Annotated in this window: 13 protein-coding genes; 9 read left to right on the forward strand and 4 right to left on the reverse strand. The window is 33.5% G+C overall.

Annotated features, from left to right (window positions below; translation table 11 throughout):
* Window positions 1-6: 6 nt before the first annotated feature.
* Together EG849_RS04175 and gcvT are read right to left on the reverse strand one after the other, a co-directional pair.
* The gene (locus EG849_RS04175) at window positions 7-2,055 is read right to left on the reverse strand and encodes a carboxy terminal-processing peptidase (protein ID WP_125011830.1); all 2,049 of its coding nucleotides are present in this window, start codon (window positions 2,053-2,055) and stop codon (window positions 7-9) included.
* 97 nt (window positions 2,056-2,152) lie between these two features.
* Window positions 2,153-3,235 carry a glycine cleavage system aminomethyltransferase GcvT gene (gcvT, locus tag EG849_RS04180; RefSeq protein WP_125011831.1) on the reverse strand — a complete coding sequence of 361 codons (1,083 nt, stop codon included), beginning with the start codon at window positions 3,233-3,235 and terminating at the stop codon, window positions 2,153-2,155.
* A 180-nt stretch (window positions 3,236-3,415) separates the two neighbouring features.
* Here gcvT and EG849_RS04185 point away from each other — a divergent pair, with 180 nt between their 5' ends.
* Together EG849_RS04185 and EG849_RS04190 are read left to right on the forward strand one after the other, a co-directional pair.
* Window positions 3,416-4,261 carry an NAD(P)H-hydrate dehydratase gene (locus tag EG849_RS04185; protein WP_125011832.1) on the forward strand — a complete coding sequence of 282 codons (846 nt, stop codon included), beginning with the start codon at window positions 3,416-3,418 and terminating at the stop codon, window positions 4,259-4,261.
* Window positions 4,262-4,269: 8 nt separating this feature from the next.
* The gene (locus tag EG849_RS04190; protein ID WP_125011833.1) at window positions 4,270-4,818 is read left to right on the forward strand and encodes a GNAT family N-acetyltransferase; all 549 of its coding nucleotides are present in this window, start codon (window positions 4,270-4,272) and stop codon (window positions 4,816-4,818) included.
* A 1-nt stretch (window position 4,819) separates the two neighbouring features.
* Here EG849_RS04190 and EG849_RS04195 read toward each other — a convergent pair whose 3' ends face one another.
* Entirely contained in the window at window positions 4,820-5,503 is a 684-nt protein-coding gene (locus EG849_RS04195; RefSeq protein ID WP_125011834.1) for a hypothetical protein, read from the reverse strand.
* A gap of 200 nt (window positions 5,504-5,703) precedes the next feature.
* Between EG849_RS04195 and EG849_RS04200 the strand changes: the two genes are divergently transcribed.
* Window positions 5,704-7,167, forward strand: coding sequence for a glycoside hydrolase family 130 protein (locus EG849_RS04200; protein ID WP_125011835.1), 1,464 nt, complete (start codon window positions 5,704-5,706; stop codon window positions 7,165-7,167).
* A 667-nt stretch (window positions 7,168-7,834) separates the two neighbouring features.
* On the opposite strand, the gene EG849_RS04205 is transcribed toward EG849_RS04200, so the two are convergent.
* Window positions 7,835-8,344 carry a DUF2911 domain-containing protein gene (locus EG849_RS04205; RefSeq protein WP_125011836.1) on the reverse strand — a complete coding sequence of 170 codons (510 nt, stop codon included), beginning with the start codon at window positions 8,342-8,344 and terminating at the stop codon, window positions 7,835-7,837.
* 168 nt (window positions 8,345-8,512) lie between these two features.
* Here EG849_RS04205 and EG849_RS04210 point away from each other — a divergent pair, with 168 nt between their 5' ends.
* The 6 genes from EG849_RS04210 to EG849_RS04235 all read left to right on the forward strand — a co-directional run bounded on the left by EG849_RS04210 (window position 8,513) and on the right by EG849_RS04235 (window position 14,912).
* Window positions 8,513-9,376: a DMT family transporter gene (locus tag EG849_RS04210; protein ID WP_125011837.1), complete on the forward strand. Its 864-nt coding sequence runs from the start codon at window positions 8,513-8,515 to the stop codon at window positions 9,374-9,376.
* 89 nt (window positions 9,377-9,465) lie between these two features.
* The gene (locus EG849_RS04215; RefSeq protein WP_125011838.1) at window positions 9,466-11,382 is read left to right on the forward strand and encodes a DUF294 nucleotidyltransferase-like domain-containing protein; all 1,917 of its coding nucleotides are present in this window, start codon (window positions 9,466-9,468) and stop codon (window positions 11,380-11,382) included.
* Window position 11,383: 1 nt separating this feature from the next.
* Window positions 11,384-11,974 carry a 3'-5' exonuclease gene (locus tag EG849_RS04220; RefSeq protein ID WP_125011839.1) on the forward strand — a complete coding sequence of 197 codons (591 nt, stop codon included), beginning with the start codon at window positions 11,384-11,386 and terminating at the stop codon, window positions 11,972-11,974.
* On the forward strand, window positions 11,971-12,378 hold the full coding sequence (locus EG849_RS04225) for a GNAT family N-acetyltransferase (RefSeq protein WP_125011840.1): 408 nt from the start codon (window positions 11,971-11,973) through the stop codon (window positions 12,376-12,378). Before EG849_RS04220 ends, EG849_RS04225 begins: the two co-directional genes overlap by 4 nt.
* A 109-nt stretch (window positions 12,379-12,487) precedes the next feature.
* Window positions 12,488-13,576 carry a sensor histidine kinase gene (locus EG849_RS04230; RefSeq protein ID WP_125011841.1) on the forward strand — a complete coding sequence of 363 codons (1,089 nt, stop codon included), beginning with the start codon at window positions 12,488-12,490 and terminating at the stop codon, window positions 13,574-13,576.
* Between the two features lie 4 nt (window positions 13,577-13,580).
* The gene (locus EG849_RS04235) at window positions 13,581-14,912 is read left to right on the forward strand and encodes a sigma-54-dependent transcriptional regulator (RefSeq protein WP_125011842.1); all 1,332 of its coding nucleotides are present in this window, start codon (window positions 13,581-13,583) and stop codon (window positions 14,910-14,912) included.
* Window positions 14,913-15,009: the final 97 nt, after the last annotated feature.

A 15,009-nucleotide genomic window follows, 5' to 3' on the forward strand; every position in this document is an offset into this window, starting at 1 on the left:
TAAGATTTAGTTTTTATTATTAGAATAATAATCCGAAATAATATTTATTCCTTCTAAAACGTAAGCATTTGTTTTTAATTCTTTGATTCTAAAATCATTGATTGTTTTTTGAAATTCGTCAAATTTAAGAATTTCAGTTTCATAAGAAGTATTATTGATTTGAAAATCGATAGTCGTCTCTGTGAGTTTTTTAACCTCATTAAAAATTTCGTCAATGCTGTGAACCTCCTTAAAAACACTTTTGAAATTTAATAAAATAGGTTGTTTTTGAGTGTTGTACGTCACATTTATCTTCTGATTGATATTTTTAACTTGATTGAAATAAACGTCCGAAGCAATTCGTTGCTCACTCGCCGGAATTAATGCTTCTAAAGTACTTCGCTGATAAGGTGTAAATCGGGTCTTGACATTGATAACGTCATTTTTCAATGCGGTCGGGTAACTTTTCTCTCTCGAAATAACGCTATCATATAATGCAGGAATCTGTATATCAGGAACAACTCCCGTCTGTTGATGGCTTTTTCCGGTAATTCTATAAAATTTTTCAAGTGTTATCTTCACGAAATCCTGCTCATTTTTACCATCAATCGGAAGAATCTGTTGCATTGAAGCTTTTCCTAAAGTTGTGGAACCAATAATCAACGCACGATTGTAATCTTGCAGGACAGAGGCAAAAAATTCACTTGCAGAAGCCGAATTTCCATTGACCAAAAGCACAATGGGGCCATTGTAAACAGAACCCCGATTAAAATCCTTAATTATTTTTTGCTCTTTTTTATTGTTTACCAAAACTGAAATAGGACCCGCATCAATGAACATGCCTGATAATTTGATGGCTTCTTCCATAGAACCACCGCCATTATTCTGAAGGTCAATAATTAATCCTTCAATTGCATCTTTCTTTAGTTTTAAAATTTCTTTTACCACATCATCAGCAACTCCCTGCACTGAATTATTATCAAAATCAGTATAAAAACTCGGAATATTGATATAGCCGACTTTTAAATTATTTTTTGATGTTATAAAACTGTAGACCAAATGGTCTTCAGCTTTCATTATTTTTTTTTCTAATATTACCTCATATTGGTTCCCGTTTTTCTTTCGGAGTAAAAATGTGATTTTTTTGTGCGTATCTGAAAAAATAATTTCACCGATTTTTTCTAAAGAACTGCAGGAAACCAATAAATCTTCGCCTTTTTTAGCCGAAACTTTTAAAATCTGGTCTCCTTTTTCAATAATTGAAGCATTTGAAGCAGGACCGCCGGGAACAATTTCCTGCACAATCAATTCGTCGTTTTCATTCAAATTCACATACATTCCCAAGGAAAGGCTGGAAGTGGAAAGCCCTGATAAAAAAGAAGATTTTGTGTCATATGAAAAATAAGAAGTATGCGGATCAAAATAACTGCAAAAAATGGTATAAAAACTATCTCTAATGTTTTTTTCAATGCCCTCTTTGGAATCCAACCTGCTGTTTAATTTGCATAATGCCGTTTCAAAAATCTTTTGTTTTGAAACTTTTTCTAATGCAGTAAAATTAAGTTGCAGTGAATCTAAATTTGTACTCGTTTTGGCAATATCTTCTAAAATTTCAAACTTCAATCTTTTGGTAAAAACTTTATTGACATCTTCGGCCTTTACATAAAAAGGGAAGTCTTTTTTTGTAAATCGAACAGTATCTCTTGCAGTGTAGTCTAAGGTTGTTTTTTGAATTTTTTCAATAGCGCTCTTTGTTCTTTCTAAAGCAATTTTATAAGTCTTGGCAAAATCCTCAAAAAAAGAACAGTCTTTTTGGGCTAAATAATTGCCAAATTTATATTTATGTTTTGAAAGATAATCATATTCTGATTTCAGGAAAATATTTTTATCAGAATCTAATTCTCCCATAAGGGTTTCAAACACAAAAACCGATAAACTGTCGTCTACCGGTTTTGGCTGAAAATGTTCCCGCTGTATCAGCGTGTTTATTTTAAAAAGAATCTCACACGATTTACCGCTATCTTGAGCGTAAGATGCAAAAGAAAACAGCAATAAAAAAAGTAGAAAATTCTTCATGTAATTGTTTATTAGCCTTTTAATATATTTTAGTTCTTGTAAATAATTAAATTGAATTTAGTAAAATATCTTACAAGGACAAGGCTAAAAAACATTTTTATTTTTTATAAAAAGGTAATTTAACAACTTTTGCAGGAATATCGTTTTTTCTGATTCTGATAAAGATTTCACTATCCACTCCCGCAAATTCTGTGGTAACATAACCAAGCCCGATTCCTTTGTTTAAAGAAGGCGCCATTGTTCCCGAAGTTACAATGCCGATCACATTTCCGTCTTTATCAACAATTTCATAATCATGGCGGGGAATTCCTCTTTCTGTTAATTCAAAACCGATCAATTTTCTGGATACACCAGCTTCTTTTTGGGCTTTCAAGTTTTCTGAATTGGTAAAATCTTTCGTGAATTTTGTGATCCAGCCCAATCCAGCCTCGAAGGGTGAAGTTGTGTCGTTGATATCGTTTCCGTACAGACAGAAACCCATTTCAAGACGTAAAGTATCACGGGCTGCCAAACCAATAGGCTTGATTCCGTACGCTTCTCCTGCTTCAAAAACCTTATTCCAAATTTGCTCTATTTCGTTGTTTTTTGCATAAATTTCAAAACCTCCTGAACCTGTGTATCCCGTTGCAGAAATAATTACATTTTCTGCGCCAGCAAAATCAGCTACTTCAAAATGGTAATATTTGATACCGGCCAAATCAACAGATGTCAACGACTGCATGGCTTCCATTGCCATTGGACCTTGAATGGCAAGCAAAGAATACTCGTCAGAGATGTTTTTCATATCTGCTCCAACATCGTTTTTAGAAGAAATCCAGTTCCAATCTTTATCGATATTGGAAGCATTTACAACTAAAAGATATTGTTCTTCTTTAATTTGATAAATAATCAAATCGTCAATGATACCGCCATTCTCATTAGGCAGGCAAGAATATTGTGCTTTACCAATAACCAATGTTGAAGCATCATTTGTGGTTACTTTTTGAATCAAAGCCAAGGCATTTGGACCTGAAATTAAAAATTCCCCCATATGCGAAACGTCAAAAACGCCGACACCATTACGAACAATTTCGTGTTCAGCATTGACTCCTTCATATTGAACCGGCATATTGTATCCCGCAAACGGAACCATTTTTGCTCCAAGACTTTCGTGAATGTGCGATAAAGCAGTACTTTTCATTTGTGTTGATTATAAAAATTAAAGTGGCTAATTTATTGATTTTTTTGCAGTATCAAAGGAGAAAACGTTTGAATTTTTATGAATAATTTATTTTTTTATTTAAAAATTGTTTCCGCTCCATTTTAAAACCAAAATTCAAAATTCTTCGTAAATTAGAGTGTAAAATGGGAGGAGCGCGCTATGGAGAATTTAATACTAGATTTAAAAAAAATACTTGCAATTTATAAGCCTTTAGAGCAAAAAACGCACAAAGGATCTCAAGGCCACGCCTTGATAATTGGCGGTTCTTATGGAAAGATTGGCTCCATTGTATTGGCCTCGAAAGCGTGCCTGAGATCAGGTTGCGGACTTGTTACCGCTTTAATTCCAAAATGTGGTTACGATGTTTTGCAAACTGCTCTGCCTGAAGCGATGGTTTTGACAGATGATAATGAAAGGTGTATTTCAAATATAGAATTCGAAATAGAACCAAAAGCAATTGCTATTGGCATGGGAATGGGACAAGAAATGCTGACTCAAAAAGCGTTCCATCAATTTTTAAAAACAAATAACAAGCCATTGCTCATTGACGCGGACGGCATAAATATTTTGGCACGAAATAAAAATTTGCTCGAATTGCTGCCTGAAAAAACCATACTCACACCGCATAAAAAAGAATTAGAGCGCTTAATCGGTTCTTGGAAAAGCGAAGAAGAAAAATTAAAATTAATTGGGACGCTAGCTAAAAAATTTTCATTAATTTTTGTGATAAAAGGCGCGCCAACACATATTTTTGATGGTGAAAATCTGTATAAAAACACAACCGGAAATCCTGCTTTGGCAACCGCTGGAAGTGGCGATTCACTATCGGGAATCATCACAAGTTTTCTTGCGCAAGGCTATAAGCCCTTGGAAGCTTCCCTTTTTGGCGTTTACCTGCACGGACTTACCGCAGATATTGCCATTTCGGCAACGGGATATGAATCTTTTATTGCATCAGATATTTCTGAAAATTTAGGAAAAGCTTTTCTATCTTTGAATAAATAAGCATCAAAATGGATCCATTGGAAATACATACCGCAAGGCTTCACATTAGAAATCTACAACCCAAAGATTTGAACGATTTTCATAGTTACAGATCGAATCCTGAAATATCAAAATACCAAGGTTTTGATGTGATGGATTTAAGTCAAGCCGAAAAATTTATCGCTTCTCAACAAAATAAAATGTTTGGAAAACCGGGACAATGGATTCAATATGCTATTGAAGAAAAAACGTTAGGCAAACTTATTGGCGACTGTGCTATCAAATTAGACGAAAGTGACAAGCGAATTGCCGAAATTGGAATTACAATTTCACATCATTATCAGCAACAAGGTTTTGCAAAAGAAGCGATGTTGGGTCTTATGGATTTTCTTTTTGCCGTAAAAAAGATCCACCGAATCAAAGAAACTGTCGATGTCGAAAATAGCGCGTCTATCAAGTTGATTGAGAGCATCGGCTTCAGAAAAGAAGGCCATTTTATAGAAAATATTTTTTTCAATGAAAAATGGGGAAGTGAATTTCAATATGCAATGCTAAAAAGCGAGTGGCGAAAAAAATAAATTACTCTTCTTTTTGACTTTCAGTCACTTGGGAAGGATCAACTTCTTTGATAATCATTACTGAAGCTTTAAAACCTGTAGCAAGATTCCATTGGTTTGCGGCAATTAGTTTTCCTTTGTCGTCAAAAACGTGAAATTCAGCGGTATTTGGTCCTGAAAAACCTTGATTTAAAGCTTCAAAATCAATTTTATTGAAACCTGGTTTTAATTGCAAATCTAAAATATAAAAATTATTTGTCAGCGTAATTGAAGGATATACAACGACATCATTTAGTGATATCTTTATTTTATCACCATCTTCCAGCCCAAAATCTCTAAATTTAAGATTAACAAATTTTCCATTATTTCTGAATTCACCAAAATATTGGTTTCCTTTTGCTGCAACAGATGACTCATGTCCTGGTTTCTCGTTCATTTTTTTGGTATGCTTTTCAGACGGATCTGCAAAAGATTCGCCTTGTTTTCCAAAAACAACTCCTTCAGGTGCCACAATACTCCATTTGTTAGATTTTGATTTTGTTTCCCCAAAAGCAGGAATATAAATATTGTCCAGATCTTTTTCTTCCGCAGGAAGAGGCGTATTCTTTGGCGCATCCAATGACGGAATCGAAATTGATTTGTTATAATCAATCTGTGAATACGCTGAAAAAGTGATGAAGAATATAAAAAATAAAACTGCTCTCATTTATTTTATAAAAATGGATTTAAATATCCGTTACAATTATAAGGTTTTTAAATAACAAAAATTAAACCAAACATGACTTTTGCTTAAATTTAGCATTACGGCAACAAGCCATCTTAATTTTTAATTGTATTTTAGGGTTACAAATAATATTCAAAGCTATAAAATTTGAATTTCCTCAAAAATCAATAAAAATCCTGCTTATGAGATTGTCCGTAGAACGAAAACCAAACAAAGTTTATCCTGATTCTGGCCGTGTAATTGCTCGTTATTTCTTCAATGGCGAAGAAAGAGCGGTTGAATTGCTCAAGAAAATTTTAAGTTTAGACTCAGAAAGTATTTTCAATATTATTTCCCCTTTACTTCAGGATTATTCAAAAAGACATCGAAATATTACCAAAAAACTTTTGAAACATGCTGATAAAGTAAAAAACTGCATCGAAAAAGCGGGATATCAGTATGAGAAATTAGATGAATATACCAGACTTTTAATTGGATCTTATTTTACGCATGAATATTCTATTGAATCGGCGGCTTTTTTTAATCCATCAATAGTTCCCGATCTTGATCAAAGCAATTTGGAAGAAGGACAATTGCGAGTCTTGATCAGCTTTAGGGCAGTGGGAGAGGGGCATATTTCTTCCATTGTTTTCAGGCGCGCCTTGATTGACAAAAACAATAATATCAATGTATTGCCAGCTGGAAATTATATTGATGAAGCGGAGAAAATTCACAATATGATTTACAATAAAAAATTATTTATCAGAAAAGGTGAAGAAGCCGATATCAATGCTGATTTTTTAAAAGACGTGGACGAAAAATTAGAAGAACGTTTTGATTATGAAAGCCTGAAAAAAATCATTGTTGAAGCGAAAGAAAAAACAACCGATGAAAAAACGATTAAAGAATATAACCAAATTCTAGCACTTTCTGACAGTTACCGAAAAATTAGTTTTTCAAAAGATACAGACATTTCGGATAGAGTCATTTTTCCTATTTCTGATTTTGAAAGAAAAGGAATTGAGGATGCGCGCTTTGTAAAATTCCAGAAAGAGAATGGAAAATTCGTCTATTATGGAACCTACACGGCTTATGACGGCCAGCACATTATGCCAAAATTAATTCATACCTATGACTTTGTAGATTTTAAGACGGGCCCTTTAAATGGTGCCGGCGCCAAAAATAAAAATTTGGCTTTGTTTCCAAGAAAAATCAACGGGAAATTTGCTATGTTATCTAGAATCGACGGCTGGAATAATTACCTGATGTATTCTGATAATATCAACATTTGGGAAGACCCCATTAAGATTCAAGGCCCTGAATATCCTTGGGAATTCGTACAAATCGGAAACTGCGGTTCGCCAATTGAAACCGAGCACGGATGGCTGATTATGACGCACGCCGTTGGGCCAATGCGCCATTATTCGATCAGCGCGTCGTTATTAGATTTAGAAGATCCATCCATAGAAATTGGACGTTTGCAAGATCCTTTGATTATGCCAAATAACGAAGAACGTGAAGGTTATGTTCCAAATGTGGTGTATTCGTGCGGTTCTATTGTACATAATAATGAACTAATAATTCCGTATGGATTGTCAGATCACAGTTCAGGTTTTGCAACAGTCAATTTAAAATTACTTTTAGATCGGTTAAAAAACGGCGGTTAAATTATATAATTGAATCTCTGGGAAGTGATTTCTGGAGATTTTAATTTTTTAGTTATGAAGTTTACGAAGTCTTTTTACATCAAATTGGCTATTTTAATACTGCCAGTGGTCGGATTATTTTTGTGGACAATTCTGCAAAGCCGATTTAATTCAATTGGTGGCGGTGGTTATGATTTGACAAATTTATATGCTGAAATATTTATATTAATTTATATAATTATCTGGAATGTTTTAATTTTAATAAGCCTCATTATAAATAGTTATAAAAAGAAATCAGTGCATTTAAATGAGGATAAGTCGCTTGTTATATTCGGATTATCATTATTCACTTTAAGTCTTATAATACTCAACAATACTTGGTTTACCTGATAAAAATTAGAATCTATAAATTTGCACTATAATTAATATTATGTAAAATAGAATATTGTAGAATTGTTCCATCCTAACAAAAATCTTTTAAAAATATATTAAACTTAATCATTGATATCTTACTGTTACCCTAAAACTTACAAATTTATTTAAATGGAATATCTACTAATTCTCTTAGTTATTTTCTTGTTGTTTTATATTCCAAAAAACTTCAGAGAGAAAAAATAATAGTTAAACAAAAAAAACACCGCGGTTAAGCGGTGTTCTTAAAATTTCTAAAAGAATATTTAGAAATACATTATTTTACCTTCACAGGAATATCCCAGTTTTCCCAACTTAAAGTCACATTGTCTTTATTAACTTTGTAAACCAACTTTTCAGTTAACGATGCTGATTTTTTAGGCGTTACTTTAACTTTCAAAACTTCATCTTTTTCATCCATTTTATAAGAGCCCCATTGCTTAAATTCTTTATTAAAAACAACTGTAGCCGATTCTTTTTCTGGAATTATAAAGAAAGAATATTTTCCTGCTGGTAATTTTTTTCCTTCTACAGTAATTTCTTTGTCAGTTTCAAAAGTTGTAGGATTATTTGCACCAGAACGCCAAGGCTTTCCAAAAGGAACCAATTCTCCCCAGATCGCTCTTCCTTTTACTGAAGGACTTCCATAATTTACGGTAATTGTAGCGCCATTAATTTTTCCTGTAGCTGTTTCCGCAGGGCTTTTTACCACTTTTTCTTGAGCATTTGCAAGTGTTGACATACAGACTGCCATTAAAAAAATTCCGATTTTTTTGTGTAATTTCATTGTAATTGATGTTGGTTAATTAATTATTTGCTTCGTAAATATACACCAGAACAAACTTTGCAAGGTTTGGAATTATAATTCTTTTAAGAAATTTAACATTCAAATTATATTAGTATTGGACTATAAATCAAATTTGGCAACCTATTTTTGTATTCAAATTTATTACCAATGCTTTACCTCCTATTAAGTATCATTTGCAGTGTTTCTGTCGGAATTTTATTGAAAATTTCTAAAAGATATTCCGTTGATATTATTCAAATTATCACCTTAAATTATGTTTTCGCAATTGCACTTAGTTATTTTAGTTTTTCACCAGATCTTTCTGTAATCGATCGCACTTCTCCTTGGGAAATCTATATTCCTTTGGCGATTTTGCTTCCCAGCGTCTTTTTGATTTTAGCGTCTTCCATCAAGAATGTGGGAATCGTTAAAACCGATATTGCCCAAAGATTGTCCTTATTTATTCCGATTTTAGCTTCATACTTTATCTTTCAAGAAGAATTCAGCACTCTAAAATTCATTGGTTTGGCAGTTGCTTTTCCAGCAATGATTTTGATTTTATCACGAAATAAAACAGAAGATTCCGCTCAAAACAAATGGGTTTATCCCGCTTTAGTATTATTAGGATTCGGAATAATTGACGTGTTTTTTAAACAGATTGCCACTCAAAATAGCTTTCCTTACACCACTTCCCTATTTATTGTTTTTTGCATTGCTTTTGCCGTAGCGCTTTTATTTACAGTATATTCGGTTATAATTCAAAAGAAAAAATTAAAATCAAACAGTCTTATTTTTGGAAGTATTTTAGGGATTTTAAACTTCGGAAATATTTTATGCTACTTGAAAGCACACAAAGCATTTTCAGAAAGTCCATCCACCGTTTTTGCATCGATGAATATGGGCGTCATCATTTTAGGAAGCTTGGCCGGAATTTTATTCTTCAAAGAAAAAGTTACTCTAAAAAATTACATCGGAATCGCTTTGGCATTGATTGCAGTTATATTGATCACTTTTTCGCAATTACAGCACTAAATTGTCCTATTTTCTGTAAATTTTAAACTATAATTTTTTGCAACTGAATAGAATAAAGTTTATTTTTACTACATTACAGTTACAGAATTATGAAAAACCCAATTGCAGAAAGAATTGCTGATTTTCTCAAGAATTTCCCGCCATTTCAGAGTCTGGCTTATGCTGAATTATTTCATATAGCCTGCGAAATTCGTGTATTTTACCTCGAAAAAGGTAAAATTCTTTTTCAAATTGGAGACGTTTGCCACGATAGTTTTTACATTGTGGTTTCGGGAGCCATTGGCCTTTCGGTGACTTCTGATGCCGAGGAAACTTTGATTGACAAATGTGACGAAGGCGATATTTTAGGCTTGCGTCCGTTTTTTGCAAAAAACAATTATTTGATGACTGCAAAGGCGCGTGAAGAAAGTATAGTTTATGCCATTCCGCTCAAGATTTTCCAGCCTTTTGTAACTGCAAATTCAAATGTTTTAAGCTTTTTATTAGAAAGTTTTGCGTCAAATACCAGAAATCCTTACGACCAAGAACACCGCGGAAAATTGATTTCTGAAAATATAATTTACAAAGAACAACAAGCTGATATTCAGTATTTTCAATCGATTCATTACAGCAAAGAACCGATAATGGCTTCACAAGATGCTATCGTGAAAGATATTGCGCAGATGATGACCGATAATATTATAGGGAGCGTTATCATTAAAAACGGAAATCTTCCTATCGGAATCGTGACGGATAAAGATTTGCGTTCTAAAATCGCCACAGGTCATTTTCCTATCACTACGGTTGCTTCCAAAATAATGACTTCGCCTGTAATTACGGTTCCTGAGGATTTGTCTTTGGCTGAAGCCCAATTGTATATGCTGAAATACAATGTTGATTACCTGTGCGTTACCGAAGATGGTTCTGATAAATCGGCCATTCGAGGTATCATTTCTGAAAACGATCTGGTTGTTGCGCAAGCCAACAATCCTGGTGTCATCATCAAGGAAGTCAAGCGTGCCCAAACTGCTAAAGATTTAAAAAGAATTCGAGAAAAATTAACCGAATTGATTGCAAGTTCCATCCAAAAAGACATTCCGCTTTCACACATTATGAATATTTCGGGTGAGATAAATACTGCAATTTCAAGGCGAGCGATTGATTTGGCCATCTTAGAAATGGGCTCACCTCCTGCTCGATTTGCCTGGTTGAGCATCGGAAGCCAAGGTCGAAAAGAGCAATTGCTTTTAACTGATCAAGACAGTATGCTTGTTTTTGAAGATGTGGCCCAAGATAAATACCGAGATGTCAAAGATTACTTTTTAAAATTGGCAAGAAGAGCTACTTCTACATTGGAAAAAGTAGGTTATGTGCCGTCTCCAGATGGTGCTGTAGCAAGTAATATAATTTGGTGTAAATCATTGACTGATTGGATAAAACAATACAATACTTGGATAAATACTCCAGGTGAAACTACCGATGTAATTAGCACGATTTTCTTTGATTACGAAATCGCTTTTGGAGAATCTGCTATTGAAGAAGCTATCACGGAAATCATTTATAAGAATGCAAAAACCAACAAACTTTTCTTTGATTATTTAGGAAACGATGCGTTGAAAAAACCATCGCCGTTAGGATTTTTTCGTCAATTTTTAGTGGAAGAAGGCGGAGAAAACAAAGACACTTTTGATATTAAAAGTCGGGCTTTGACCCCGTTGATCGATGCTGGACGATTATTGGTGTTGAGCCAAGATATTAAAGGCGTGAACAGCACTTACATGCGTTTCAAGCAATTGGCTGTAGCTGATTCGAGAAATTCAGAATTGTTCTTAAATTGCGCCGAAGCCTTTCTTACTTTATCGGAGTTTAGAACTGTAGAAGGATTAAAAAACGATTCAAACGGGCAATTTATCAATTTAGAAGAACTCTCAAAAACGGATAAAGTCAAACTGAAAAACTGCTTTATTCCGATAAAAGAAGTACAAGAATTGATTAAAAACAGATTCAAATTAACTTATTTCTCATAATATGCTGGATTGGTTAAAAATAAACAAAGAGTATCCTGAGTTCTGGAAAAATTACCTGCATAAATTCGAATATAAATCGAAGCGTTTTGTTGTATTTAGTACAGAAACAAGTGGCCTGGATATTCATAAAGATGTGATTCTTTCGGTTGGCGCCATCGGAATCGAGGATGAAAAAATTATTGTAAAAGACAGTTTTGACATTACCATTCTTCAGGATAACTTCAATCCAGAAATTGCTATAAAACACGGAATCTTAAATACTTCTGAAGAAAAAATTTCAGAAGCTGAAGCCATTTCCTTATTTGTAAATTATCTCGGAAACGCCACATTGATTGGGCATCGCATCAATTTTGATATTGAAATGATTAACCAAGTCTTAGAAAAAGTACAAGCCGGAAAATTAAAAAATGAGGCATTGGATATTGAAATTATGTATCAAAAATGGCAACAATTGCCAGAGGAAAAACAGTTCAGTATGGACGAATTGGCAACCACTTTTAAAATTTCAAAAAGCGACAGGCATACCGCTTCCGGAGATGCCTACATAACAGCTTTGATCTTCTTAAAATTAAAACAACGCTTAAAATTATGATCCATATAGAACAAATTGCCCCTCATTTGACCTGGCCAATTCGCTACCAAGTAATGTATCCCGAGCACGATTTAGATTTTGTGAAAATTGAAAATGATGATGAAGGAATTCACTTTGGCTTGTATTACAATCAAAAATTGACCGGAATCGTCTCTGTTTTTAATGAGGGAAAAGTATATCAATTTAGGAAGTTGGCCATTCTAGAAGAAGCGCAAGGTTTAGGTTTGGGAAAAAAATTAATGGAAGCTGTAATTGAGTATTGTAAGCTCCAAAAAGCTGAAAATCTTTGGTGTAATGCGCGCGCCAATGCGAAAGATTTTTACAAACGTCTTGGATTTAAAGAAACTGAAACCGTGTTTTTTAAAGACGGTTATGACTTCATAATAATGGATTTGGATTTATAAAGAATTGTTATTTTCTTGCTTTAAAAAGCTAAATATTTTCTTTTCTTGCAGTTTAATAAGTAACTTTGGCTTTTGACATGCTTCTGTCTATTTTTAAAGTCCAAAAATTATGGTTGAAATTTCTACTGAAGAAAAACTCAAGGAACGCCTTAAAGAACTCACCTGCCTCTATGATATTTCAAAAACGATTGCTCAAAAAGAGCTTCCTTCTGAATTAATTTTAAAAGAAATATGTGAGAATTTAAAAATTGCATGGCGATTTTCTTCTGAGAGTATTGTAGAATTAAAAATAAATAATTTTTATTACACCACATCAGATTTACCTCAGGAGGCAATGTTTCAAATTAGTGAAATAGATTTGTTTGATAAACAATCTGGCTTTGTGAAAGTATTATATCCTGTAAATGATGCCTTTTATTTTTTAGATGAAGAACAAAGACTTTTAAATAAAGTAGCTTCTGAAATTGGGGCTTATATTGAAAAAAACATCCATAAAGAAAAAGAAAAACAGTTTCAAAGAAGTGTGGAACGCGTGGACAGGCTCTCTATTTTAGGTGAAATTACGGCTGGAATTGCCCACGAATTAAATACGCCTCTTGGAAATATTCTTGGTTTTGCAGAATTAATTAAAGAGCAAAATATTGAAAAACAAGTTTCGCAAGATGTTTCTAAAATCATAAATGCGGCTATTTATTCAAGAGAAATTGTCAAAAAATTGATGTTTTTTTCTTGTGAAATGCCTCAAAATATGGAAGTTGTTTTGATCAAGCCAATTATTGTGGATGCGTTGTCATTGTTAGGTCCTAGTTTTAAAAAGGCAGAAGTTTCTTTCCAATTGAGTTTTGATAATCCTGATTTAAAAGCACAGATAGATAATATCCAGTTGACACAAGTGCTGTTTAATATCGTGTTGAATTCGATCTATGTTGCTCCAAAAAACACTGTGATTACTGTGGAAGTCTATTCAGACGCTACTGATTTTTATATAGAGATTGGTGATGAAGGTACGGGTATCCCGGAAGAAATAAAATCCAAAATATTTGAACCCTTTTTCACCACAAAACCCATTGGTGAAGGTTCAGGGCTGGGCTTGAGCGTTGTGCACGGAATTATTAAAAGCCACAGAGGCGATATTATTGCGCTAAACAATCAACCCAATGGGACGGTTTTTCAAGTACGCTTACCTTTAAATTCTTAAAAAAATGCTTAAGAAAGAAAACATACTTATTGTAGACGATAATTATGATATGCTTGAATTGCTGCAGCGTAATTTAAAAGCACAAAATTTTCATACCTATAAAGCTTCTTCTGTTTTAGAAGCCATTGATATATTGAAAGTCGGATCGATAGATTTGCTGATTACAGATTTGCAGATGCCCGGCTTAAACGGAATTGAACTGATCAAATTTGCAAATGAACACTTTCCTGATATACCAAAATTAGTTATCACAGGATTCCCTTCAGTTGACACGGCAGTAAATGCAGTAAAATCAGGAGCTTTAGATTATTTAGTAAAACCATTTACAAGTGAAGAATTAAAAAAAGCAATTCAAAATTCCTTCAACGGAAAAAATATTTCCAAGAAGAAAATCACTCAGATCAAATCCAATTTAGAAAATAAAGTAAATAACTATGCCGGAATCGTTGGTAATTCAGAACAGTTTGAAAATTTAGTCGAAGTAATTGAAAGGGTTAAAAATAATAAAGCTACTGTTTTAATCCAAGGAGAAAGCGGTACCGGAAAAGAGTTGATTGCAAGAGCCATCCATTTTAAAGGTTCTTTTTCATCAAACGCATTTGTGACTGTGAATTGTGGTGCCATTCCTGAAAATTTAATGGAATCAGAACTTTTTGGTTATGAGAAAGGTGCTTTTACAGGCGCAAATGAAAGCAAAATAGGGCTTTTCCAGGCTGCCGACGGCGGTACTATTTTTTTAGACGAAATTGGAACTGCGCCTCTTTCAGTACAAACGCGTCTGTTAAGGGTTTTACAAGAAAAGGAGGTTACTAAAATTGGTTCCCAAAAGGCCCAAAAAATTGATGTTAGAATTATTTCTGCAACCAATAATGATCTTTATGAAATGACCAAAAAAGGTACTTTCCGAGAAGATTTATACTACAGGTTAAACGTGGTCAGTATTGAAACGAAACCTTTGCGCGAACGAAAAAATGATATTATACCGCTGATTTCAACATTTTTGAAAAAATATGGCGCTGAATATGGTAAAGAAAATTGCACAATCACAGATAAGGCAGTTGAAATTTTGACACGCCATTCGTGGCCAGGAAATGTCCGTGAATTAGAAAATATCATCCAACGGTTAATCATTATGAGCGATTCAGAAATTGATGTTTCTGATATTCCAGATTTTTTAAAATACCAGCATCCCACAGGAAATGATAACTTGAAATCATTAAAAGATATTGAAAAAGATCATATCTTAAAAGTACTGCATGCTGTTGGTGATAATAAAACGAAAGCAGCCGAAATTCTTCAAATTGATAGAAAAACCTTGCGCCAAAAACTTCTTTAAAAATCGAGTAATTTCTCCCCAACCGAGGATTTTTTACCTACCATATTTTTATACTCTTTAATTTTAAAATCATCAAAATACTGATTATCAGTTTTAG

The sequence above is a fragment of the Flavobacterium macacae genome, from assembly GCF_003865365.1.
Classification (GTDB): Bacteria; Bacteroidota; Bacteroidia; order Flavobacteriales; family Flavobacteriaceae; genus Flavobacterium; species Flavobacterium macacae.

Coding starts and splice junctions, on each gene's coding strand:
- EG849_RS04210 (WP_125011837.1), top strand. CDS start 8,513: ATGCTTTACCTCCTATTAAGTATCATTTGCAGTGTTTCTGTCGGAATT.
- EG849_RS04235 (WP_125011842.1), top strand. CDS start 13,581: ATGCTTAAGAAAGAAAACATACTTATTGTAGACGATAATTATGATATG.
- EG849_RS04195 (WP_125011834.1), bottom strand. CDS start 5,503: ATGAGAGCAGTTTTATTTTTTATATTCTTCATCACTTTTTCAGCGTAT.
- EG849_RS04190 (WP_125011833.1), top strand. CDS start 4,270: ATGGATCCATTGGAAATACATACCGCAAGGCTTCACATTAGAAATCTA.
- EG849_RS04185 (WP_125011832.1), top strand. CDS start 3,416: ATGGAGAATTTAATACTAGATTTAAAAAAAATACTTGCAATTTATAAG.
- EG849_RS04225 (WP_125011840.1), top strand. CDS start 11,971: ATGATCCATATAGAACAAATTGCCCCTCATTTGACCTGGCCAATTCGC.
- EG849_RS04175 (WP_125011830.1), bottom strand. CDS start 2,055: ATGAAGAATTTTCTACTTTTTTTATTGCTGTTTTCTTTTGCATCTTAC.
- EG849_RS04220 (WP_125011839.1), top strand. CDS start 11,384: ATGCTGGATTGGTTAAAAATAAACAAAGAGTATCCTGAGTTCTGGAAA.
- gcvT (WP_125011831.1), bottom strand. CDS start 3,235: ATGAAAAGTACTGCTTTATCGCACATTCACGAAAGTCTTGGAGCAAAA.
- EG849_RS04205 (WP_125011836.1), bottom strand. CDS start 8,344: ATGAAATTACACAAAAAAATCGGAATTTTTTTAATGGCAGTCTGTATG.
- EG849_RS04215 (WP_125011838.1), top strand. CDS start 9,466: ATGAAAAACCCAATTGCAGAAAGAATTGCTGATTTTCTCAAGAATTTC.
- EG849_RS04200 (WP_125011835.1), top strand. CDS start 5,704: ATGAGATTGTCCGTAGAACGAAAACCAAACAAAGTTTATCCTGATTCT.
- EG849_RS04230 (WP_125011841.1), top strand. CDS start 12,488: ATGGTTGAAATTTCTACTGAAGAAAAACTCAAGGAACGCCTTAAAGAA.